Origin of the sequence: Streptomyces sp. CB02414 (genome assembly GCF_001905385.1) — a bacterium.
Classification (GTDB): domain Bacteria; phylum Actinomycetota; class Actinomycetes; order Streptomycetales; family Streptomycetaceae; genus Streptomyces.
The window spans coordinates 163,232-183,707 of the sequence record NZ_LIPF01000010.1; the positions used below are offsets into that span (position 1 = coordinate 163,232).

At 73.1% G+C, this 20,476-nt stretch carries 18 protein-coding genes; 8 read left to right on the plus strand and 10 right to left on the minus strand.

The window, feature by feature from the left end; all coding sequences use genetic code 11:
* The first annotated feature begins 8 nt into the window (after positions 1–8).
* Entirely contained in the window at positions 9–1,778 is a 1,770-nt protein-coding gene (locus tag AMK11_RS30005; RefSeq protein WP_073731239.1) for a glycoside hydrolase family 15 protein, read from the plus strand.
* Between the two features lie 217 nt (positions 1,779–1,995).
* On the opposite strand, the gene AMK11_RS30010 is transcribed toward AMK11_RS30005, so the two are convergent.
* Genes AMK11_RS30010 through AMK11_RS30025 form a run of 4 tightly spaced genes read right to left on the minus strand, consistent with a single transcriptional unit; the run spans position 1,996 to position 6,833 of the window.
* Positions 1,996–3,126: an XdhC family protein gene (locus AMK11_RS30010; RefSeq protein ID WP_073731240.1), complete on the minus strand. Its 1,131-nt coding sequence runs from the start codon at positions 3,124–3,126 to the stop codon at positions 1,996–1,998.
* Positions 3,119–5,269, minus strand: a complete 2,151-nt coding sequence (locus tag AMK11_RS30015; protein ID WP_073731241.1) for a xanthine dehydrogenase family protein molybdopterin-binding subunit — start codon at positions 5,267–5,269, stop codon at positions 3,119–3,121. The genes AMK11_RS30010 and AMK11_RS30015 overlap by 8 nt, the downstream gene beginning before the upstream one ends.
* The gene (locus AMK11_RS30020; RefSeq protein ID WP_073731242.1) at positions 5,266–6,258 is read right to left on the minus strand and encodes an FAD binding domain-containing protein; all 993 of its coding nucleotides are present in this window, start codon (positions 6,256–6,258) and stop codon (positions 5,266–5,268) included. Before AMK11_RS30020 ends, AMK11_RS30015 begins: the two co-directional genes overlap by 4 nt.
* Positions 6,255–6,833 (minus strand): 2Fe-2S iron-sulfur cluster-binding protein, encoded by a 579-nt coding sequence (locus AMK11_RS30025; RefSeq protein ID WP_073731243.1) that lies wholly within the window; start codon positions 6,831–6,833, stop codon positions 6,255–6,257. Before AMK11_RS30025 ends, AMK11_RS30020 begins: the two co-directional genes overlap by 4 nt.
* Positions 6,834–7,029: 196 nt before the next feature.
* On the opposite strand from AMK11_RS30025, the gene AMK11_RS30030 reads away from it, so the two are divergent.
* The gene (locus AMK11_RS30030; RefSeq protein ID WP_073731244.1) at positions 7,030–7,620 is read left to right on the plus strand and encodes a TetR/AcrR family transcriptional regulator; all 591 of its coding nucleotides are present in this window, start codon (positions 7,030–7,032) and stop codon (positions 7,618–7,620) included.
* Here the strand turns inward: AMK11_RS30030 and AMK11_RS30035 are convergent.
* Together AMK11_RS30035 and AMK11_RS30040 are read right to left on the minus strand one after the other, a co-directional pair.
* Positions 7,583–8,380, minus strand: coding sequence for a response regulator (locus AMK11_RS30035; protein ID WP_073731245.1), 798 nt, complete (start codon positions 8,378–8,380; stop codon positions 7,583–7,585). The genes AMK11_RS30030 and AMK11_RS30035 overlap by 38 nt on opposite strands.
* The gene (locus tag AMK11_RS30040; protein WP_073731246.1) at positions 8,377–10,023 is read right to left on the minus strand and encodes a sensor histidine kinase; all 1,647 of its coding nucleotides are present in this window, start codon (positions 10,021–10,023) and stop codon (positions 8,377–8,379) included. The genes AMK11_RS30035 and AMK11_RS30040 overlap by 4 nt, the downstream gene beginning before the upstream one ends.
* Before the next feature lie 265 nt (positions 10,024–10,288).
* On the opposite strand from AMK11_RS30040, the gene AMK11_RS30045 reads away from it, so the two are divergent.
* The 4 genes from AMK11_RS30045 (at position 10,289) to AMK11_RS30065 (ending at position 13,899) form a co-directional block, all read left to right on the plus strand.
* Positions 10,289–11,275 carry a Bug family tripartite tricarboxylate transporter substrate binding protein gene (locus tag AMK11_RS30045; protein WP_073731247.1) on the plus strand — a complete coding sequence of 329 codons (987 nt, stop codon included), beginning with the start codon at positions 10,289–10,291 and terminating at the stop codon, positions 11,273–11,275.
* Positions 11,272–11,811, plus strand: coding sequence for a tripartite tricarboxylate transporter TctB family protein (locus AMK11_RS30050; RefSeq protein WP_073731248.1), 540 nt, complete (start codon positions 11,272–11,274; stop codon positions 11,809–11,811). The genes AMK11_RS30045 and AMK11_RS30050 overlap by 4 nt, the downstream gene beginning before the upstream one ends.
* A 1-nt stretch (position 11,812) precedes the next feature.
* Positions 11,813–13,312, plus strand: coding sequence for a tripartite tricarboxylate transporter permease (locus AMK11_RS30055; RefSeq protein WP_073731249.1), 1,500 nt, complete (start codon positions 11,813–11,815; stop codon positions 13,310–13,312).
* A 263-nt stretch (positions 13,313–13,575) separates the two neighbouring features.
* Positions 13,576–13,899 (plus strand): putative quinol monooxygenase, encoded by a 324-nt coding sequence (locus tag AMK11_RS30065; protein ID WP_073731250.1) that lies wholly within the window; start codon positions 13,576–13,578, stop codon positions 13,897–13,899.
* A gap of 850 nt (positions 13,900–14,749) precedes the next feature.
* Here the strand turns inward: AMK11_RS30065 and AMK11_RS30080 are convergent.
* On the minus strand, positions 14,750–15,175 hold the full coding sequence (locus AMK11_RS30080) for a secondary thiamine-phosphate synthase enzyme YjbQ (RefSeq protein WP_073731253.1): 426 nt from the start codon (positions 15,173–15,175) through the stop codon (positions 14,750–14,752).
* Between the two features lie 55 nt (positions 15,176–15,230).
* On the opposite strand from AMK11_RS30080, the gene AMK11_RS30085 reads away from it, so the two are divergent.
* The gene (locus AMK11_RS30085) at positions 15,231–16,310 is read left to right on the plus strand and encodes an NAD(P)-binding domain-containing protein (protein WP_073731254.1); all 1,080 of its coding nucleotides are present in this window, start codon (positions 15,231–15,233) and stop codon (positions 16,308–16,310) included.
* Between the two features lie 12 nt (positions 16,311–16,322).
* Here the strand turns inward: AMK11_RS30085 and mltG are convergent, their stop codons facing one another.
* The gene (gene mltG / locus AMK11_RS30090) at positions 16,323–17,189 is read right to left on the minus strand and encodes an endolytic transglycosylase MltG (RefSeq protein ID WP_198941495.1); all 867 of its coding nucleotides are present in this window, start codon (positions 17,187–17,189) and stop codon (positions 16,323–16,325) included.
* A 43-nt stretch (positions 17,190–17,232) separates the two neighbouring features.
* The gene (locus AMK11_RS30095; RefSeq protein WP_073731255.1) at positions 17,233–19,035 is read right to left on the minus strand and encodes an ABC transporter ATP-binding protein; all 1,803 of its coding nucleotides are present in this window, start codon (positions 19,033–19,035) and stop codon (positions 17,233–17,235) included.
* 163 nt (positions 19,036–19,198) lie between these two features.
* Here AMK11_RS30095 and AMK11_RS30100 point away from each other — a divergent pair, with 163 nt between their 5' ends.
* Complete coding sequence (locus AMK11_RS30100) at positions 19,199–19,660, plus strand: MarR family winged helix-turn-helix transcriptional regulator (RefSeq protein WP_073731256.1); 462 nt, start codon at positions 19,199–19,201, stop codon at positions 19,658–19,660.
* Positions 19,661–19,692: 32 nt separating this feature from the next.
* On the opposite strand, the gene AMK11_RS30105 is transcribed toward AMK11_RS30100, so the two are convergent.
* Positions 19,693–20,445, minus strand: coding sequence for a hypothetical protein (locus AMK11_RS30105; protein WP_073731257.1), 753 nt, complete (start codon positions 20,443–20,445; stop codon positions 19,693–19,695).
* Positions 20,446–20,476: the final 31 nt, after the last annotated feature.

The following is a 20,476-nucleotide window of genomic DNA, read 5'->3' on the forward strand; positions in this document are numbered from 1 at the left end:
GTAGCGTCATGAAGGACGACGATCAGCGCGCGGCGCCCGACCTGTCGTGTCCTCCGTGGGTTCTGCGCGAGTACGCCGTGCTCGCCGACGGTGAGCGGGGGGCGGTCCTGGATCCCCGGGGCCGGATCGTGTGGCTGTGCGCCCCGCGCTGGCACGACGACGCGGTGTTCTCCGCGCTCATCGGCGGTGCCGGGCACTTCACTGTGGAGCCGGCCGACCCGTGGCACGTCTGGGGCGGCTACTACGAGGAGGGCACGCTGATCCGGGTGAGCCGGTGGGTGACCTCGGAATGCGTGGTCGAATGCCGCGAGGCCCTGGCGATGCCGGCCCGTACGGACCGGCTGGTGCTGCTGCGCCGGATGCGCGTGGAGCGGGGCGAGGCACGGCTGCGGCTGGACCTGGACCCGCGGCCGGGCTTCGGCGACGTCCGGATGCGCGACCCTCGGCAGGAGGACGGGATCTGGGCGGCCGGGGCGGAAGGGCTGCGGATGCGGCTCGCCGGGGCCCCGGAGGCCGTGTGGCGGGACGGTGCCGGACTGTGCGGCGAGTTCCGGCTGCGCGAGGGCGAGACCCACGACCTGGTGCTGGAACTGGGCACCGGGCGGGAGACCGGGCCGCTCGACGCCGACGCGCTGTGGCGGGCCACGGAGCGGGAGTGGCGGCGGGCCGTCCCGGACTGCTCGCGGCTGGTCGCGCCGCGCGACGCCCGGCACGCGTACGCCGTGCTGCGCGGGCTGACCAGCGTCTCCGGCGGCATGGTCGCCGCCGCCACCACGTCCTTGCCGGAACGGGCCAACAGCGGACGCAACTACGACTACCGCTACGCGTGGCTGCGCGACCAGTGCTACGCCGGACTGGCGGTCGCCGCGCACGGCCCGCATCCGCTGGTCGACGACGCGGTGCGCTTCGTCGCCGAACGCGTCCTCGAGGACGGGGACAAGGTCCGGCCCGCCTACACGGTCGACGGGCAGCCGGTCGGAAGCGAGCGCTCGCTGCGGCTGCCGGGCTACCCGGGCGGCACCGACCACGTCGGCAACGACGCGGGCGCCCAGTTCCAGCTCGACACCTTCGGGGAGGCCCTGCAGCTGTTCGCCGCGGCGGCCGGGCACGACCGGCTCACGGCGGACGCGGAGCGGGCCGCCGCCGTCGCCGTGGACGTCGTGGAGCGGCGGTGGCAGGCACCGGACGCCGGGCTGTGGGAGCTGGAGGACCGGTGGTGGACCCACTCGCGGCTGAGCGTGGTGTGCGGGCTGCGGCGGATGGCGGAGGTGCTGCCGGGGAGGGCGGGGCGCCGCTGCGACGGGCTCGCCGGCACGGTGCTGCGGGAGACCCGGCGCCGGTGCCTGAACGCCGACGGCCGCTGGCGGCGGGCCGCCGACGACGACGGGCCCGAGGCCGCGCTGCTGGTGCCGATGGCCCGCGGCTGTGCGTTCGGGGACGACGGCGGCGCCGCCACCCGCGCCTACGCCGAGTCCCGGCTTGCCGAGGACGGCTACCTGTACCGCTTCGAACATCCCGGCGTGCCGCTCGGTGAGGCGGAGGGGGCGTTCCTGCTCTGCGGGTTCACCATGGCCCTCGCGACGCACCGGGTCGGTGACCGGGACGGCGCGTTCCGCTGGTTCGAGCGCACCCGGGCCGCGTGCGGACCGCCCGGCCTGTTCGCGGAGGAGTACGACGTGCGCCAGCGGCAGCTGCGCGGCAACCTCCCGCAGGCCTTCGTGCACGCCATGATGCTGGAGTGCGCGGTCCGCCTGGCCGGCGAGTCGGCACTGCCCTGAGCCCGCGGCGCTCGGCGCGGGCCTGCCGGGTGAGGGCCCCGGCCCTCCTGCGCCGACGCGCGCGGTCACCGCGCGGGCTCGGGGCGGTCGACCGGCGCTTCGCGCCCACGCGGTGTCCTCCCGACCGGGTCCACTGGCCCCACCGGTCCCGCCGGCGAACGGCCGTGCCCCAGTGGACCGGCGCGCCCCTGACGGCCGCCACCGCCACCCGCTCCCGTCACGCCGCCACCCCGCTCAGCCCCCGGTGAATGGGCGCCGCGCCGCCCGTCAGGGGTGCGCCGGTCCCGCCGTGCCGGAGCGCGACGATCTCCGCCGCGATGGAGAGCGCGGTCTCCTCGGGGGTGCGGGCGCCCAGGTCCAGGCCGATCGGTGAGCGCAGGCGGGCGAGTTCGCGCTCGGTCACGCCCGCCTCGCGCAGCCTCCTGTTCCGGTCCTCGTGGGTGCGGCGCGAGCCCATCGCCCCAACGAACGCGACCGGCAGCCGCAGAGCCTCCGTCAGCAGCGGCACGTCGAACTTGGCGTCGTGGGTGAGGACGCACAGCACCGTGCGTTCGTCGGTCGGGGTGTCCCGCAGGTAGCGGTGCGGCCAGTCGACCACGACCTCGTCGGCCTCGGGGAAGCGGGCGGGCGTGGCGAAGACGGGCCGGGCATCGCACACGGTCACGTGGTGGCCGAGGAACTTGCCGGCCCGCACCAGCGCCGCCGCGAAGTCCACCGCCCCGAAGACGATCATGCGGGGCGGCGGCACCCTGGACTCGACGAGCAGCGTGAGCCCGCCGGGGCAGCGCGAGCCGTCCTCCGAGAGACCGACCGTGCCGGTACGGCCGGCGTGCAGCAGCGCCCCGGCCTCGGCGACCGCCGTACGGTCCAGGTCCGGGTGGCCGCCGAGACCGCCCTCGTGCGCACCGTCGGCGCGGACCAGCAGGGCCCGGCCCAGGAGGTCGGAGGGGCCCTCGACGACCCGGGCCAGGGCCGCGGTTCCGCCCCGGGCGACGGTGGACAGCGCCGCCCGGAACACCTCCCGAGCAGGCTCCTGGGCGCGCACCGGCGTGACCAGCACGTCGATGACCCCGCCGCAGGTGAGGCCGACCGCGAAGGCGTCCTCGTCGCTGTAGCCGAAGCGCTCGCGCACCGCCTCCCCGCTGTTCAGGGCGGCGGCGCACAGCTCGTACACCGCGCCTTCCACGCAGCCGCCGGAGACGGAGCCGATCGCCGTGCCCTCGCTGTCGACGGCCAGGGCGGCGCCGGGCCCGCGCGGCGCGCTGCCGCCGACGGAGACGACCGTGGCGACGGCGAACTCCCGGCCCTCCTCCAGCCAGCCGTTCAGCTCGTCGGCGATGTCAAGCATCCGTCCCGCCCCCGGCGGTGGGCACCGTCGCCGACAGCACGCGGTCGGGGCGGATCGGGAGGCTGCGGTGGCGTACGCCGGTCGCGTGCCAGACGGCGTTGGCGACGGCCGCCGCCGCTCCGACGATGCCGATCTCGCCGACGCCCTTGATGCCGACCGGGTCGTCCGGGTCGTGGTCGTCCACCCAGTCGGCGTCGATGTCGCCCACGTCGGCGTGCGTGGCCACGTGGTAGCCGGCGAGGTCGGGGGCGTAGAGACCGCCGGTGGCGCGGTCCCGGACCGCCTCCTCGTGCAGGGCCATGGAGATGCCCCAGATCATGCCGCCGACGAGTTGGTTGCGGGCGGTGAGGGGGTTGACGATGCGGCCCGCCGCGAAGATCCCGAGCATGCGGCGCACCCGCACCTCGCCGGTGGCGGTGTCCACGGCGACCTCGGCGAACTGCGCCCCGTAGGAGTGCCGTTCCTTCTGTGCGAGGGCGCCGAGGGCCGCGGTGGTGTCGGAGCGCACGGTGATGCCCTCCGGGGGTACGGCCGCGCCCAGTGCCAGCCGTTCGCGCAGTTCGCGGGCGCCCTCGGTGATCGCCCAGGCCCAGGAGCGGGTGCCCATCGAGCCGCCCGCGATCATCGCCGGACCGAAGTCGCTGTCCCCGATCCGGACCCGGACCCGCTCGGGCGTGACCTCCAGCGCGTCGGCGGCCACCAGGGTGAGCGCGGTGCGGGCGCCGGTGCCGAGGTCGGCGGCGGCGATCCGCACGGTGAAGGTGCCGTCGGCCTCGGCGGTCAGCAGGGCTGTGGAGGGGCCGGCGCCCGCGCCGAAGGAGGCCGCGGCCGTGCCGGTGCCCAGCAGCCAGCGCCCGTCGCGCCGGGTGCCGGGACGCGGGTCGCGCTCGGCCCAGCCGAAGCGGCGGGCGCCCTCGCGGAAGCAGGCCGTCAGGTTGCGGCTGCTGAAGGGCAGTCCGGAGACCGGGCCGGTCTGCGGCTCGTTGCGCAGGCGCAGCTCGATCGGGTCGATGCCGCCGCGCTCGGCGAGTTCGTCCAGCGCGGACTCGATCGCGAAGGAGCCCGGTGCCTCGCCCGGGGCGCGCATGAAGGTCGGGGACGGCACGTCGAGCCGTACGACGTGGTTGGCGGTGCGGTGGGCGTCGGCGTCGTACATCACCCGGGCGACGCCGGCGCCGGGCTCGACGAACTCGTACACGGTCGACGTCTGGTTCAGCGAGCGGTGCTCCAGGGCGCGCAGCCGGCCGTCGGCGCCGGCGCCGAGCCGGACGCGCTGGGTGGTGGGACTGCGGTAGCCGGCCAGCGAGAACATCTGACGCCTGGTCATCACCACGCGCACCGGACGCTGCAGGACGGTCGCGGCCATCACGGCGGACACCTGGTGGGCGCGCAGCCCCTTGCTGCCGAAGCCGCCGCCGATGTGTTCGGAGCGCACCCGCACCGCCGACTCGTCGAGGGAGAACATCTTCGCCAGCTCGCTCTGCACCCAGGTGGCGCCCTGGTTGGAGTCGACGACCTCCAGTCGGCCGCCGTCCCACAGGGCGGTGGCCGCGTGCGGCTCCATCATGCTGTGGTGCTCTTCGGGAGTGGTGTACTCCTCGTCCACGACGAAGGCGGACGCGGCGAGCGACGCCGCCAGGTCGCCCTTCTCGGTCTCGGCGGGCATGTGCCCGTCGGCCGGGTAGGCGCCGGGGTGGTCGGGGGTGAGCGCGGTGTCGTGCCGTTCCTCTTCATAGGTGACGACGAGGGCCTCGGCGGCCTCCCTGGCCTGCTCCGGTGTCTCGGCGACGACGAGGGCGACCGGCCAGCCGGCGTGCGGCACCCGGTCGTCCTGGAAGACGGCGGCGGTGGGGTCCGGCGGGATGCCCAGCAGGCCGATGTAGTCGGTGTCGACGCGCGGCGCGTTGCCGTGGTGGAGCACCGCGAGCACGCCCGGCATGCCGAGGACGGCGTCGGTGTCGAGAAAGCGGATGCGGCCACGGGCGACGGTGGACAGGGCGAGCCAGCCGTGCGCGAGGTCGGCGAAGGGGATCTCGCCGGCATAGCGCGCCACCCCGGTGACCTTGTCGCGGCCCTCCACGCGGGTGTGCGCGGTGCCGACGGCGCCCTTGACCGTCGCGGAGCCGGTCGTGGCGGTGGTCATCGGGCGGCCTCCTCGGCGAGTTCGGTCAGGACGGCCACCACGAGGTTGCGCATGAGGGTCACCTTGTATCCGTTGTCGGGCAGTGGCTTCGCGGCCGCGAGTTCGGCGTCGGCCGCGGCGGCGAAGGCCGCGCCGTCGGCGGGACCGCCGGTCAGCACCCGCTCGGCCGCGTGCGCGCGCCAGGGCCGGGAGGCGACCGCGCCGAGGGCCAGCCTCGCTTCGCGTACGACGCCGTCCTCGACGTCGAGCGCGGCGGCGACCGAGCCGATGGCGAAGGCGTACGAGGCGCGCTCGCGGACCTTGCGGTAGCGGGAGCGGGTGGCGACCCGGGTGGGCGGCAGGACGACGCCGGTGATCAGCGCGCCGGGCGGCAGGGCGGTCTCCCGGTGCGGGGTGTCGCCGACGGGGAGGTAGAAGTCGGCGAGCGGCGACTCGGCCGGTCCGTCGGTGGTTTCGTAGGTGACGACCGCGTCGAAGGCGGTGAGGGCGACGCCCATGTCCGAGGGGTGCACGGCCACGCAGTGGTCGGTGGCGCCCAGGATGGCGTGGTTGTGGTGCTCGCCGGTGACGGCGGGGCAGCCGCTGCCGGGGGCACGCTTGTTGCAGGGCTTGCTCACGTCGGTGAAGTAGCCGCAGCGGGTGCGCTGGAGGAGGTTGCCGCCGACGGTGGCCATGTTGCGCAGCTGGCCGGATGCGCCGGCCAGGACCGCCTGGGTCAGCGCCGGGTAGCGGCGGCGCACGTCGGGGTGGGCGGCGAGGTCGCTGTTGGTGACGGTGGCGCCGATGCGCAGGCCGCCGTCGGGGGTGTCCTCGATGCCGTCCAGGGGAAGTTCACGCACGTCGACGAGCCGGGCGGGGCGTTCGACGCCGGTTTTCATCAGGTCGACGAGGTTGGTGCCGCCGCCGAGGTAGCGGGCGTCGGGGTCGGCGGCGAGCAGCGCCACCGCTCCCGTGACGTCGTCGGCGCGCTGGTATCCGAACTCCCTCATGCGGCCGTCTCCTTCGCGCTTTCCGTGTCCGCCTCGCCGTACGCCTCGGCCGCGTGGGCGACCGCCTGGACGATGGAGACGTAGGCGCCGCAGCGGCACAGGTTGCCGCTCATCCGCTCGCGGATCTCGTCCGGCGTCAGGGCGGGCGGCCCGGCCTCGGGCCGGACGTCGTCGGTGGCGGCGCTGGGCCAGCCGGCCGCGTGCTCCTCGATGACGGCGATGGCCGAGCAGATCTGGCCGGGGGTGCAGTAGCCGCACTGGTAGCCGTCGAGGTCGAGGAAGGCCTGCTGCACCGGGTGCAACCGGTCGCCCTCGGCCATGCCCTCGATGGTGGTGATCTCGCGTCCCTCGGCGGCGACGGCGAGGGACAGGCAGGAGACGGTGCGACGCCCGTCGACCAGGACGGTGCAGGCACCGCACTGGCCCTGGTCGCAGCCCTTCTTGGTGCCGGTGAGGTCGAGGCGCTCGCGCAGGGCGTCGAGCAGGGTGGTGCGGTGGTCGACGGTCAGCTGGTGCTTCTCGCCGTTGATGTTCAGGATGACGGCGCTGGACGTCGACGAGGGCGCTGGGGCCATGATCAGCCTTCTTTGGTGTCTGGTGACCGGGAAAACTGGCTGTAGGCGGTGATTTCGTCCATGGGCAGGGGCGACCGGCCGCTTCCACCGCTAGAGTGGACCACAACCGGACAACTGTCCGCTCACTGGAAAACGTAACGGACAGCTGTCCGCTTAGCAAGGCCGGGATTCGGTCATGAACCCGGAAGGAGGACGGGTGCCGCAGCACAAGAAGGACAAGCCGGACACTCCCCTGCGCTCGGACGCCCAGCGCAACCGCGAGCGCATCCTGGAGGTGGCCACGGAGGAACTGACGCACTGCGCGAACGTCCCGTTGAGCGCCATCGCCAAGAAGGCGGGGGTCGGTCAGGGCACCTTCTACCGCAATTTCCCGAACCGCGAGGCGCTCGTCCTGGAGATCTACCGTTACGGGATGCAGCAGGTGGCCGAGGCCGCGCCCGAAATACTGGCCACCAGGGAGCCCGACCAGGCCTTGCGCGAGTGGATGGACCGCCTCGCCGAGTTCGCCATGACCAAGGCGGGTCTGGCGGACGCGATCCGTCTGGTCACCAGCGCCCCGGGAGCGCCCGAGAAGCCGCGCCCCACCCCGCTGGAGGAGGCGGCCGAGCTCCTGCTCCGTGCCAACGACGAGGCCGGCACCATCCGGCCCGGAGTGACCGGCGACGACTTCTTCCTCGTCCTCGGCGGTCTGTGGCTGATCGGCCCCGGCGAGGACCGGCAGCCGCGGGTCGCCCGGTTCCTGGACTTCGTCATGGACGGGCTGCGGGCGGGAGCGCCCGGCCGGTGACCGCGTCGCGCAGGCGGTAGCGGCGTTCGGGGCGGCCGGCCACCCCGTAGCGCAGGGAGACGTCCACGCTGCCGACGGTGTGGAAGTACTCCAGGTAGCGGCGGGCGCTGACCCGGGAGACGCCGGTCAGCGCCGCGCACTCGCTGGCCGACAGGGTGCCGTCGGCCTCGCGGAGGACGCGTTCGACCAGCTCGGCGGTCTCCACGCTCATGCCCTTGGGCAGGGCCGGGACGGATGACGTGGGCGCCGCCGCCCCCGCCAGGACACGGTCGACGTCCGCCTGGCTGCGGACCACCGTGCCGAGCAGCCGGCCCCGCTGGGCGGCGTAGCGCTCCAGCCGTAGCCGCAGGTCCTCGAACTCGAACGGTTTGAGCAGGTAGTCGACGACTCCGTGCCGTACGGCGCCGCGCACCGTGTCCGCCTCCCGGGCCGCGCTGATGACCATGACGTCGCAGTCGTGGCCGGCGGCGCGCAGCCTGGGGATGACGTCGAGGCCGAAGACGTCCGGCAGGTAGAGGTCGAGCAGGACGAGGTCGGGGCGCAGCTCGCCGACGGCGGTGAGGGCCTGTTCGCCGGTGCCCGCGACCCCGACGACCCGGAAGGGCTCGACGCGCTCGACGAAGGCGCGGTGGACCCGGGCCACCATGAAGTCGTCGTCGACCACGAGCACGCCGATCGCGGAGCCGTGGGTCCGGGAGTGCCCTGCCCCGGGCTCGGCGGTCGTGGCGGTCGCGTCGGCCGGGCCGCTCGAAGCGGTCATGGTGCTGCTCCTTCCGCCACCGCGTCGGTGAGGTGGCTGACGGTCATGCGTGCGGTGAACACGGCCCCCTCGGGCGTGTTGGCCGCCGAGATCTCACCGCCGTGACGCTCGCAGACCAGCCGGGTCAGCGCCAGGCCGATGCCGCGCTCGCCCTGCCGGGCCGCCTTGGTGGTGAAGCCGTGGGAGAAGACCTCGCGGGCCAGTTCGGGCGCCACGCCGGGCCCGGAGTCGCGGACCACGATCTCGACGCTGGAGGCGTCCTGCCTGAGCTCGACCTCGACCCAGGCCTCGTCGTCGTCACCGGGCGGCGTGGCGGCGTCCACGGCGTTGTCGACGAGGTTGCCGACCACGGTGGCCACGTCGGCGGCGTCCTCGGGGGCCAGCCGGTCGAGCGCCGTGCGGTCCGAGAGGCGCAGGGCGACCCGGCGCTCGGCCGCGAGGGAGGACTTGGCCGTCAGCAGCGCGGCGACGGCGGTGTCCCGCACCCGGCGGCTGAGGGTGACGTCCAGCGACTGGCGGCGCTGGTTGAGCGCGCGGATGTAGCGCACCACCTCGTCCTGCTCGCCGATCTGGATGAGCCCGGAGATGGTGTGCAGCTGGTTGGCGAACTCGTGGGCCTGGGCGCGCAGCAGCTCGGAGGTGGAGCGGAAGGAGCCGATCTCACGCTCCAGACGGGCCAGTTCGGTGCGGTCGCGCAGGGTGGTGACCGAGCCGAGCGGGCGGCCGTCCTTGGTGACGGTCATCCGGTTCATGACCAGGACCCGGCCGTGGCGGACGACGACCTCGTCGCGCGGCTCGGCCGCTTGCGGTGTGGCACCGGCGAGGACGTCGCGCAGCCGCCCGTCGATGCCGAGGCCGTCCAGGCTCTGGCCGACGCAGTCGGCGGGCAGGTCGAGCAGACGCCGGCCCATCTCGTTGACCAGGGTGAGCCGGTGCTGCGGATCGAGGGCGACCACGCCCTCCGCGATGCCGTACAGCATCGCCTCCCGGTGCTCGGCCAGCCCGGCGATCTCGCGCGGCTCCAGGCCCAGGGTCTGCCGCTTCACGCGCCGGGCGAGCAGCCAGGAGCCGGCCACGCCGAGGCCGCTGGCGATGCCGAGGTAGGCGAGGAGGTAGGAGGAGGCGCCGCTCAGGCGCTGCCACACCGTCGGGTCTGCCTCGCCGACCATCACGGTGCCCAGGTGACGGCCGAGGGTCTGGCGGGTGGCACCGAGCACCGGAACCTGGGCGACGAGCTCGCGGCTGCCCCGCACCGTCAGCGGCCCCGACCAGCCGCGCCCCGCGGCCGCGCCCTCGCCGCGCGGCAGCCGGCCGCCGATCAGCGTGGGGTCGGTGGAGCTGACGACGCGGCCGTCGGCGTCGGCCACCGTGACGGAGGTGACGCCGGACTGGGTCTGCGTGGAGTTGACCAGCGGGGCGAGGGCCTCCTGCGGGACGGGGCGCAGAAGCTGGCTGCGGACCAGCGGCGTGGCGGCGAGCTGTTCGGCGAGGGCGGCGACCCGGCGGCCCTCGACGCGGTTGAAGGTGGCCCTGGACTGGGCGAGCGAGACGCCGGCGACCGCGAGCAGGACCACCACGACGATGGCGAGCTGGAGGACCAGCATCTCGCCCGCGAGGGTCTGACGGCGGAAGGTGGGGGCCACGGCGGACTCGTTCTCGGCTGGGTCTCGGCTGGGTCTCGGACGGCGATGGGGGGCGGGGGGCCGGTTCGCCATCATGGCGCTCACCTGCGGCGAAGGAAAGGGATGTGCCGTCTTCGCAATGAACCGGCGACCGCAATGAACACAACCTCCCTTGGTTCCGCAAGGAAGACAGGAGACAGGCGCCCGGGCACCATGTGGCCCACGTCACCCTCCCCCACAGGGCTGCCCCCGTATCTCTCTACCCAACCGACAGGTGGTGTCATACGTGCGCCTGCGCACCCCCCTTGCCCTGCTCGGGGCCGCCGTGCTCGTGCTCGCGGGACCGCCGCTGCTCTCCACGGGCAGCGACTCCGAGACCGGCACGCAGATCCCCGGCCTGCGCTTCATGGTTCCCAACACACCCGGCGGCGGTTACGACATCACCGCCCGCACGGCCGCGAAGAACGCCGAGGACGCCGGGCTCACGCACAACATCGAGGTGTTCAACCTGCCCGGCGCGGGCGGCACCGTCGGCCTGAGCCGGTTGGTGAGCGAGCACGGCAACGGCAAGCTCGCGATGTCGATGGGCCTCGGCGTCGTGGGCGCGGTCCGCTCCAACCACGCGCCCAAGACCCTCGCCGACACCACGCCGATCGCGCGGCTCACCGAGGAGCAGGACGTCGTGGTGGTCGCCAAGGACTCGCCGTACAAGACGATCGACGAGCTGATCACCGCCTGGAAGAAGGACCCGGGCAAGATCCCGGTCGGCGGCGGTTCCTCGCCGGGCGGGCCCGACCACCTCGCGCCGATGCTGATGGCGCAGGCCGCCGGGATCTCCCCCAAGTCGGTCAACTACATCCCCTTCGACGGCGGCGGCGAGCTGCTCGCCTCGATCCTCGGCAACAAGGTCGGCTTCGGGGTCTCCGGCGTCGGCGAGTACCTGGACCAGATCAAGGCGGGCGAGCTGAGGGTGCTCGCGGTGACCGGCCCGGAGCGGGTCGACGACCTCAAGGACGCGCCGACCCTCAAGGAGTCCGGCTACGACGTGGACTTCACCAACTGGCGCGGCGTCGTCGCCCCGCCCGGCCTCTCCGAGGCGGAGCGGAACAAGCTGACCCGCCTGTTCGAGGAGCTGCACGACTCCCCCGAATGGAAGGAGTCCCTGGAGAAGAACGGCTGGGACGACGCCTTCCTCACGGGTGAGGAGTTCGGCACCTTCCTGGACGCCCAGGACAAGCGCGTGGTGTCGGTACTGAAGGAGCTGGGACTGTGACGACGCCGACCACCGAATCCTCCACGGGGACGGCCTCCGGCCGCCGCTCGTGGCTGCGCGAGCACTCCGAACTCGGCGTGTGCGTCCTGCTGCTGGCCCTCGGGGTGCTGGTCCTGACCGACGCGCTCACCATGGACGTCGACATCACCCAGCGCGGTCCGGTCGGCCCCAAGACCGTACCGGTCGTCGTCGGCATCGGCCTGCTGGTGATCGCCGCGCTGCTCGCGGTGGACGTCCTGCGCGGCGGCCGGGGCGAGGCCGAGGGCGGCGAGGACATCGACCTGTCCGAACCGGCCGACTGGCGCACGGTGCTGCTGCTCGCCGGGATCTTCCTGGGCGCGGCCGTGCTGATCGAGCCGGCCGGCTTCCCCGTCGCGGGCGCGCTGCTGTTCTGGGGCGCGGCCTTCGCCCTGGGCAGCCGCCGCGTGGACCGGGACCCGCTGATCGCCGCGGTGCTGTCCCTGATCACCTACGTCGTCTTCGACAAGCTGCTCGGCGTGCCGCTGCCCGGCGGTCCGCTGATGGGAGTGCTCTGACATGAACGCCCTCAACTCCCTCATGGACGGGTTCGGTACGGCCCTGACCCCGGTCAACCTCCTGTGGGCCGCGCTCGGGGTGCTGCTGGGCACGGCCATCGGCGTGCTGCCCGGCATCGGCCCCGCGATGGCGGTGGCGCTGCTGCTGCCGGTGACGTACGGGCTCGATCCGGTCGCCGCGTTCATCATGTTCGCCGGCATCTACTACGGCGCGATGTTCGGCGGTTCCACCACCTCGATCCTGCTCAACACACCCGGTGAGAGCGCCGCCGTGGTCGCGGCCATGGAGGGCAATCCCATGGCCAAGGCGGGGCGCGGCGCACAGGCGCTGGCCGCCGCCGCCATCGGCCACTTCGCGGGCGGCATGATCGGCACGGTCCTGCTGGTGGCGCTCGCGCCGACGGTCGCCGACCTGGCGGTGGACATCGGCGCGCCGGACTACTTCGCCATCATGGTGCTGGCGTTCATCGCGGTGACCTCGGTGCTGGGTTCCTCGCGTGTCAGAGGCATGGCCTCCCTGCTGATCGGACTGACGATCGGCCTGGTGGGCCTGGACCAGATGACCGGCCAGCAGCGGCTGACCTTCGGTTCGCTGCAACTCGCCGACGGCGTGGACGTGGTGATCGTCGCGGTCGGGCTGTTCGCGATCGGCGAGGCACTGTGGGTGGCGGCCCATCTGCGGCGCGGGGCGCCGGAGCCGATCCCGGTGGGCCGTCCCTGGCTCGGGCGCGGTGACGTGAAGCGCACCTGGAAGTCGTGGCTGCGCGGCCCGTTCATCGGCTTCCCGTTCGGCGCGATCCCGGCGGGCGGCGCGGAGATACCCACGTTCCTGTCGTACGTCACGGAGAAGCGCCTGTCCAAGCACAAGGACGAGTGGGGCAAGGGCGCCATCGAGGGCGTGGCCGGCCCCGAGTCGGCGGCGTCGGCCTCTGCGGCGGGCACGCTGGTGTCGATGCTGACGCTGGGCCTGCCGACGACGGCGGTCGCGGCGGTGATGCTGGCCGCGTTCCAGCAGTACGGCATCCAGCCGGGACCGCTGCTCTTCGAACGCGAACCCGAGCTGGTGTGGGGCCTGATCGCCTCCCTCTTCGTCGGCATGGTGCTGCTGCTCGCCCTCAACCTGCCGCTGGCGCCGGTGTGGGCCAAGCTGCTGCGTATCCCGCGGCCCTACCTCTACGCGGGGATCATGTTCTTCGCGGCGGTCGGCGCGTACGCGGTCGGCGGCGAGGTCATCGACCTGGTGACTCTGCTGGTCATCGGCCTGGTCGGGTTCGGCATGCGGCGCTACGGCCTGCCGATCCTGCCGGCCGTGATCGGCGTCATCCTCGGCCCCAACGCCGAGCAGCAGCTGCGCCGGGCCCTGCAGATCAGCGACGGCAGCGTGACGGGTCTGGTCAACACGCCGTTCGCGGTGACGGTGTACGCGGTGATCGTGCTGCTGCTGGCGTGGCCGCTGCTGAAGCGACTGGTGGTCCGGGGGCGGGCGCGGACCGACGCCTGAGTCGCCGGACCGGGAGATCGCCCGACGATCGAGGTCATTTCGTCCGGGACCGACTTCATCGGTAACCTCGTTGGCAGCTACACCGACCTGTGTGAGCTGATGGTGCTCGCGGCGCAGGGCGGGGTACGGCTGCACCGGCGACGTATCCGCTCGACCGGTTCCAGGACGCGCCGGCGGACCTGGACGCCGGACGGGTCCTCGGGCGCGCCATCCTGGTGCCGTGACCGGACGGCTCCGGTCCACCCCTCACAGAAGGCGAAGTCATGATCTTCATTACGGCGAAGTTCCAGGTGCTCCCGGAACACGCGGACCAGTGGCCGGAGATCTCCGGCGAGTTCACCCGGGCGACCCGTGAGGAGCCCGGCTGCCTCTGGTTCGACTGGTCCCGCAGCCTCGACGACCCGTCCGAGTACGTCCTGGTCGAGGCGTTCCGCGACGACGAGGCCGGCGCCGCGCACGTCCAGTCCGCGCATTTCCGGGCCGCGCAGGAAAAGCTGCCCCGCTACCTGGCCCGCACGCCGCGCATCGTGAACACGACGCTCGACCAGGACGGCTGGTCGGAGCTGGGTGAGATGGCGGTCGAGTAGGGCGCCGGAGCCACCCGCGGAGGAGGGGCGCGCGCTCTGCCGGAGCGCGCGCCCCTCCTCCGTCACGGGAGGATGTGGGCGGCCTTCACCCGGTGGAGGTGGACGAGGATGTCGTAGGAACGACCGAGGGCGGTTTCCGGAGCGTCGGTCGACCAGTACAGGCCGTAGGAGCGGGTGGGGCGGGCCTCGGCGAGCCAGGCGCGGGCCGCCGGGACGCGGTGCGCGGGTCGATGCTGAAGTCGCGGTGGCGGACTTCGTCGAGGGTGTGCTCGTTGTGACCCGCCGGGGCGGGTGCGACGGTGCACGACTCGGGCCGCTGGGCGGTGAAGTCCGGCAGGGCGTTCACGGTGCCCGGGTCGAAGGTCAGGCCGATGCGGCTCCGGGCACTCATCCGGATTGTCGCTGGTGTACGCGATGTGGCCGTTGTTGAAGGCGAGCGGGACACGGCCGCCCTCGTGTCGCAGCCACCAGGCGGTGTCGGCGCCCAGCGTCCTTCGACCTGACTGCCGGCCAGGTAGCGGCGCAGATCGTCGGAGTGTTCGGCCTGGAGCAGGGCCTCGATCGTCATCAGCCACAGCGTCCAGTCGTCCCTGGAAGGACTTGATGATCGCCACCGCCATCGCCATCGCCATCGCCATCGCCATCGCCATCGCCCGGAGCTTCACCGCCTACGCCTTCCCCGACGAGCAGTTCTCCGAGCGCATGCGCTAGCGCGACCGGGCCATGCCGCGCTGCTGCTCGGTACCCCGAGGACGAGGTCGGCGAGGGTGCCGCCCTCACGCTGGGCGCCGCGCAGACGGCCCTGTTCACCGGCCTGATGACCCAGTGGCCCACTGAGCTGACGGTCCGGTCAGCCCAGGAAGCTGAGCCGGACCTTCCGCTCCGGGTTGTCCCTGTTTGTATCCACCAGGCACACCGACTGCCAGGTCCCCAGCTCCAGCCGGCCGCCGATCACGGGGAGCGTCGCGTGCGGCGGCACGAAGGCGGGCAGGACGTGGTCGCGGCCGTGGCCGGGGGTGCCGTGGCGGTGCTGCCAGCGGTCGTCGGCGGGCAGCAGGGTGTGCAGGGCGGACAGCAGGTCGTCGTCGCTGCCGGCGCCCGTCTCGATGATCGCGATGCCGGCGGTGGCGTGCGGGACGAAGACGTTGAGGAGGCCGTCGCGGCCGGCCGCCGCCTCGCGCAGGAAGGACTCGCAGTCGCCCGTGATGTCGGCGACCCGCTCCGTCGATCCGGTGGCGAGGTTCAGGACCCGGGTGGTGAAGGCAGCATCTGGCATGCCTCCATCCTGACACCGGGGGAAGACCGGGGCGCACTCCGCCGTTGGTAGAAATGTGAACCACACACGTGAGGTCGAGGTCGTCGTCATCGGTGCCGGTCAGGCGGGACTCGCCGCGGCTCATCACCTGAGGCGCACCGGGTTCGAGCCGGAGCGCGACTTCGTGGTGCTGGACCACTCCCCCGGGCCGGGCGGCGCCTGGCAGTTCCGCTGGCCGTCGCTGACGTACGGCAAGGTGCACGGCATGCACGCGCTGCCGGGCATGGAACTGACCGGGGCGGACCCGGCGCGGCCGTCCGCCGAGGTGATCGGCGAGTACTTCGCGGCGTACGAGGAGACCTTCGACCTGCGGGTACGGCGGCCCGTCGACGTCCGCGCGGTGCGCGAGGGGACGGGCGGGCGGCTGCTCGTCGAGACGCCGGCCGGGACCTGGTCGGCGCGGGCGCTGATCAACGCGACCGGCACCTGGGACCGCCCGTTCTGGCCGCGCTACCCGGGGCAGGAGACCTTCCGCGGGCGGCAGCTGCACACCGCGCGGTACGCCGGCCCCGAGGAGTTCGCCGGACAGCGGGTGGTCGTGGTGGGCGGAGGCGCCTCGGGGACGCAGCACCTGCTGGAGCTGGCCCCGTACGCCGCTGCCACCACCTGGGTGACCAGGCGGCCCCCCGTCTTCCGGGAGGGTCCCTTCGACGCGGAGGCCGGCCGCGCCGCGGTGGCGCTCGTGGAGGAGCGGGTGCGGCAGGGGCTGCCGCCGAAGAGCGTGGTGTCGGTGACCGGACTGCCGCTGAACGACGCGGTCCGGGCGGGACTGGAGTCCGGTGTGCTGGACCGCCTGCCCATGTTCGACCGGGTCACCGAGGAGGGCGTGGCGTGGGCCGACGGACGGCGGGTGGCCGCCGACGTGATCCTCTGGGCGACCGGGTTCCGGCCCGTCATCGACCATCTGGCGCCGCTGCGGCTGCGGGAAGCGGGCGGCGGGATACGGGTCGAGGGGACGCGCGCGGTCGCCGACCCGCGCATCCATCTCGTGGGCTACGGGCCGTCCGCCAGCACCATCGGCGCCAACCGGGCGGGCCGCGCGGCCGTACGGGACATCAGGCGGCTGCTGGCCGAGGAGGAGCCGGTGGCCGCGTGACGCCCCGCCGGGTCAGGTGTCCTGTGCTTTGTCGGAGGCGCTCTGCCCGAGGCGGTTGAACTCGGTGACGTTGCGCTGGTGTTCCGCGTAGTCGGCGGTGAACCGGGTGTCGCCGGGCTTGACGGTGACGAAGTACAGCCAGTCGCCCGGCGTGGGGTTGATCGCGGCGCGCATCGCGTCCTCACCCGGGTTGGCGATGGGCGTGGGCGGCAGCCCCATGCGCTGGTACGAGTTGTACGGACTGTCGATCTTCGTGTCCTTGGTGGTGGTCTTCAGGGTGGAGCGGCCCAGGGCGTAGTTGATGGTGGAGTCCATCTGGAGCGGCATGCCGCGTTCCAGGCGGTTGAAGATCACCCGGGCCACCTTGCCCATGTCCTCCTTGGTGGCGGCCTCGGCCTGCACGATGCTGGCGATGGTGACCGCCTGGTAGACGTTGAGCGCGTTGCGCTGGGCGCCCGCGGCGATGGGTGCGCCGGTGAACTTCTTGTTCGCCGTGTCGACCATGGCCGTCAGCAGCTTCTCCGGGGTGGGGTCCTCGCCCAGCGGGTAGGTCGCCGGGAAGAGATAGCCCTCGGGATTGCCCCCCGCGTCGTTCGGAAGCTTGAGGTTGGCCTTGGCCAGGGACTTCTTGGTGGTGCCCGCGGGCAGGGCGAGGGTCTTGTCGACGGCCTCGTAGACCTGGGTGGCGCGCCAGCCCTCCGGGATCACGAGGGACGTGGGACGGGATTCTCCCTCGTCGTCCGTCATCAGCAGCGGCACCGCCACGGCGGTACCGGCCACGATGGCGCCGGTCGCGATCAGGGCGATGCGGCCCCGGCGCGTCAGTCGGATCGTTCTCCTGGTGCCTCTCGCGCTGCGCGGCGGTGTGTTCGTCTGCATGCGGGCACGGTAACCCCGATGAGCGGACAAACCTGGCATATCGTCACCTTGTCGGCTCCAGTCGGGCGTCCCGGCGGACCAGTGCGGCATAGCGTCCGTCCCGCTCCAGCAGTTCCTCGTGCGTGCCCTGCTCCGCCAGGCGCCCGGAGTCGAGGACCACGATGCGGTCGGCGTCCCGGACGGTGGACAGGCGGTGCGCGATGGTGATCGTGGTGCGGTCGGCGGACAGGGCGTCGAGGGCGGCCTGCACGGCGGCCTCGGTGCGGGTGTCCAGGGCGCTGGTCGCCTCGTCCAGAACCAGGACGGGCGGGTCGCGCAGGATGGTGCGGGCGATGGCCAGGCGCTGCTTCTCGCCGCCGGAGAACCGGTGTCCGCGTTCGCCGACGACCGTGTCGTAGCCGTCGGGCAGGGCGGCGATGTGGTCGTGGATCTGCGCCGCCCGCGCCGCCTCCTCCAGCTCCGCGTCGGTGGCGTCCGGTTTGGCGAAGCGCAGGTTCTCGGCGACGGAGGCGTGGAAGAGGTACGTCTCCTGCGAGACGACGCCCACCGCGCGGGCGAGGGTGTCGAAGTCGAGGTCGCGCACGTCGACCCCGTCGAGGGTGACCCGGCCGCCGGTCACGTCGTACAGCCGCGGCACCAGGTGGCCGAGCGTCGACTTGCCGGCGCCGGTCGGGCCGACGACGGCGAGGCTGCTGCCGGCGGGCACGGCGACGTCGATGCCGCCGAGGACCGGGCGGCCCTCGCCGTCGTAGCGGAACTCGACGTCCTCGAAGCGGACCTCGCCCTTGACGCGGTCGAGGTGGACGGGGTCCTCCCGCTCGGTGATGTCGACGGGCAGGTCGAGGTACTCGAAGATGCGCTGGAAGAGCGCGAGCGAGGTCTGGATCTGGACGCCGGTCGACAGCAGGCTCACGGCCGGGCGGAACAGGCCCTGCTGGAGCGAGACAAAGGCGACGATCGTGCCGAGGGAGACACCGGGGCCGCCGAGCTGGAGGGCGATGCCCGCGGTCCAGTAGATGACGGCCGGCATGGCGGCCATGACGATCGTGATGACGGCCATCCGCCAGCGGCCCGCCATGTTCGACCGCACTTCCAGGTCGACCAGGCCCTCGGACTCGTCGGCGAAGGCGCGGGTCAGCGAGTCGGAGCGGCCCATGGTGCGGCCGAGCAGGATGCCGCTGACGGAGAGCGACTCGGTGACGGTGGCGGCCATCGCGGCCATCTGCTTCTGCCGCTGAGTGGTGATCCTGCGGCGCTCGCGGCCGACGCGGCGGCTGATCCACACGAACACCGGGAGCAGGAGCAGCGAGACGACGGTCAGGCGCCAGTCGAGCACCACCATGGCGACGATCGTGGCGACCACGCTGGTGAGGTTGGAGACCAGGGAGGTCGCCGTGGAGGTGACGGTGGCCTGCATGCCGCCGATGTCGTTGGCGATGCGGGACTGGACCTCGCCGGTGCGGGTGCGGGTGAAGAAGGCGAGGGACATCTGCTGAAGGCGGCCGTAGACGGCGGTGCGCAGGTCGTGCATGACCCGCTGGCCCACGGTCGTGGAGATCAGCGTCTGGAGCACGCCGAAGACGCTGGTGAGGACGGCGCCGAGGATCATGCCGAGGGCCAGCAGGCTCAGCAGGCCGGTGCGCCCCTCGGGGATCGCGACGTCGAGGATCTCCTTCAGCAGGAAGGGGGTGGCGACCGAGACCAGCGACGCGGCGCCGACGAGCAGTCCGACGACCGCGAGGCGGCCGCGGTAGGGGCGGAACAGTCTCAGGATGCGGCGCACCTGCCGGGGTTGTTCCTTCGCTTCGGCGGGCGCCTGCCAGGCGGATTCGCGATCGGGGTGCATGGGCTCCTACGGAGGTCGGGTGGGTGCGGCGGTGACGGCCCGGTCGCACGGGACGCACGAACGCGCCGGGCGACGGGGGCGCGACAGGAACGCGCCGACCCTACGGACCATAGCTCATTGTTACCTATGCTCACAATGAACGTCGTCCTGATATTGTTCCCGCATGACCGCCCCCGATCCCGACGGCCTGCTCGCCGAACAGCTGCTGCGCCTCACCCGCCGGGTGCAGCGCATCCAGAAGCGTCACCTCGAGCACCGCGGCCTCGGCATCACGCCGGCCCAGTCCCGGCTGCTGCGCACCCTGGCGCACTACGGTTCGCCACCGCGCATGGCCGATCTCGCCGAGCGGCTGGAGGTCGTGCCCCGTGCGGTGACGACGCTGGTCGACGGGCTGGAGGCAGGCGGGAAGGTGCGCCGCGTCCCTGACCCCGGCAACCGACGGGTGATCCGGATCGAGCTCACCGACGACGGGCGCGCGGCCCTGCGCGAACTGCACGCCGGGCGCCGCGCGGCCGCGGAGGAGATCCTCGCCCCGCTGACGGGCGATCAGCGCACGGTGCTGGGCGGGCTTCTGGGCACGCTCATCGACGGCCCGGTGGCGGAGGAGGCCCACCGGGCACCGTGACCGCGGGCGCGGTCGGACCCCGAGGCGCGCGGTCAGGCCCTGAGGTGCGCCCTGTCGCCCATGACGACCACCGGGTGCAGGTCCGGGTCGAGCGAGCGCAGCAGGTACTCCATCCCCGCCCTGGGCAGGCTGACGCAGGCCGACGTGCCGCTGCCGTGGTCCATGTGCAGCCAGATGCTCCCGCCCTTGGACGCTCCCTCGGGGCGGGTGGGGTCGTTCGGCGGGGTGCCCTTGACCCGGTTGTAGTCGATGGCGATCACGTAGTCGAAGTCGTGCCAGTACGCCTTCGCCCACGACCGCGGTGCCGCGAAGGCGTCGGAACGGGTGTACGGGAGCCCGGCGCCGGGAGCAGGGTCCGGGTCCGGGAGGACGCCGCCCGCGTCGCTGAGGGTGAACACGCCGACGGGGCTGCGCTTGTCGTTCTCGTGGTGGTCGGTCGTCCATCCCTTCCTGCCGTTGTGCGCCGCCCAGCTGTGCGCGCGGTGCCAAGCGGAGCCCCGCTTCGTGTACAGCACGACCGTGGCGTCGGCGGAGTCCCTGCCCTCGCCGTACACCACCACGACCTGGCGGGAGTCGGCGGGTATGCGCCGCTGGAGCCGGTCGCCGACGCCCGGGATCCGTGTCGGGTCGGCGGTAACGCCGCCGCTCCGGCTCGCGGAGGGGCGTTTGCCCGCCGAGTCTCCCGGTGCGGGCCCGGACGGGCCGCCGCAGGCGGACAACAGCGTCAGAAGGAAACCGAGGGCCGCCGTCGCGACCGCCGTACGCCGTGCAGCACCACTGAGCATCGGTCCATCGTCGCACCCGTGCCGGCCCGGC

Coding starts and splice junctions, on each gene's coding strand:
- AMK11_RS30005 (WP_073731239.1), top strand. CDS start 9: ATGAAGGACGACGATCAGCGCGCGGCGCCCGACCTGTCGTGTCCTCCG.
- AMK11_RS30010 (WP_073731240.1), bottom strand. CDS start 3,126: ATGCTTGACATCGCCGACGAGCTGAACGGCTGGCTGGAGGAGGGCCGG.
- AMK11_RS30015 (WP_073731241.1), bottom strand. CDS start 5,269: ATGACCACCGCCACGACCGGCTCCGCGACGGTCAAGGGCGCCGTCGGC.
- AMK11_RS30020 (WP_073731242.1), bottom strand. CDS start 6,258: ATGAGGGAGTTCGGATACCAGCGCGCCGACGACGTCACGGGAGCGGTG.
- AMK11_RS30025 (WP_073731243.1), bottom strand. CDS start 6,833: ATGGCCCCAGCGCCCTCGTCGACGTCCAGCGCCGTCATCCTGAACATC.
- AMK11_RS30035 (WP_073731245.1), bottom strand. CDS start 8,380: ATGACCGCTTCGAGCGGCCCGGCCGACGCGACCGCCACGACCGCCGAG.
- AMK11_RS30055 (WP_073731249.1), top strand. CDS start 11,813: ATGAACGCCCTCAACTCCCTCATGGACGGGTTCGGTACGGCCCTGACC.
- AMK11_RS30065 (WP_073731250.1), top strand. CDS start 13,576: ATGATCTTCATTACGGCGAAGTTCCAGGTGCTCCCGGAACACGCGGAC.
- AMK11_RS30080 (WP_073731253.1), bottom strand. CDS start 15,175: ATGCCAGATGCTGCCTTCACCACCCGGGTCCTGAACCTCGCCACCGGA.
- mltG (WP_198941495.1), bottom strand. CDS start 17,189: ATGCAGACGAACACACCGCCGCGCAGCGCGAGAGGCACCAGGAGAACG.
- AMK11_RS30095 (WP_073731255.1), bottom strand. CDS start 19,035: ATGCACCCCGATCGCGAATCCGCCTGGCAGGCGCCCGCCGAAGCGAAG.
- AMK11_RS30100 (WP_073731256.1), top strand. CDS start 19,199: ATGACCGCCCCCGATCCCGACGGCCTGCTCGCCGAACAGCTGCTGCGC.
- AMK11_RS30105 (WP_073731257.1), bottom strand. CDS start 20,445: ATGCTCAGTGGTGCTGCACGGCGTACGGCGGTCGCGACGGCGGCCCTC.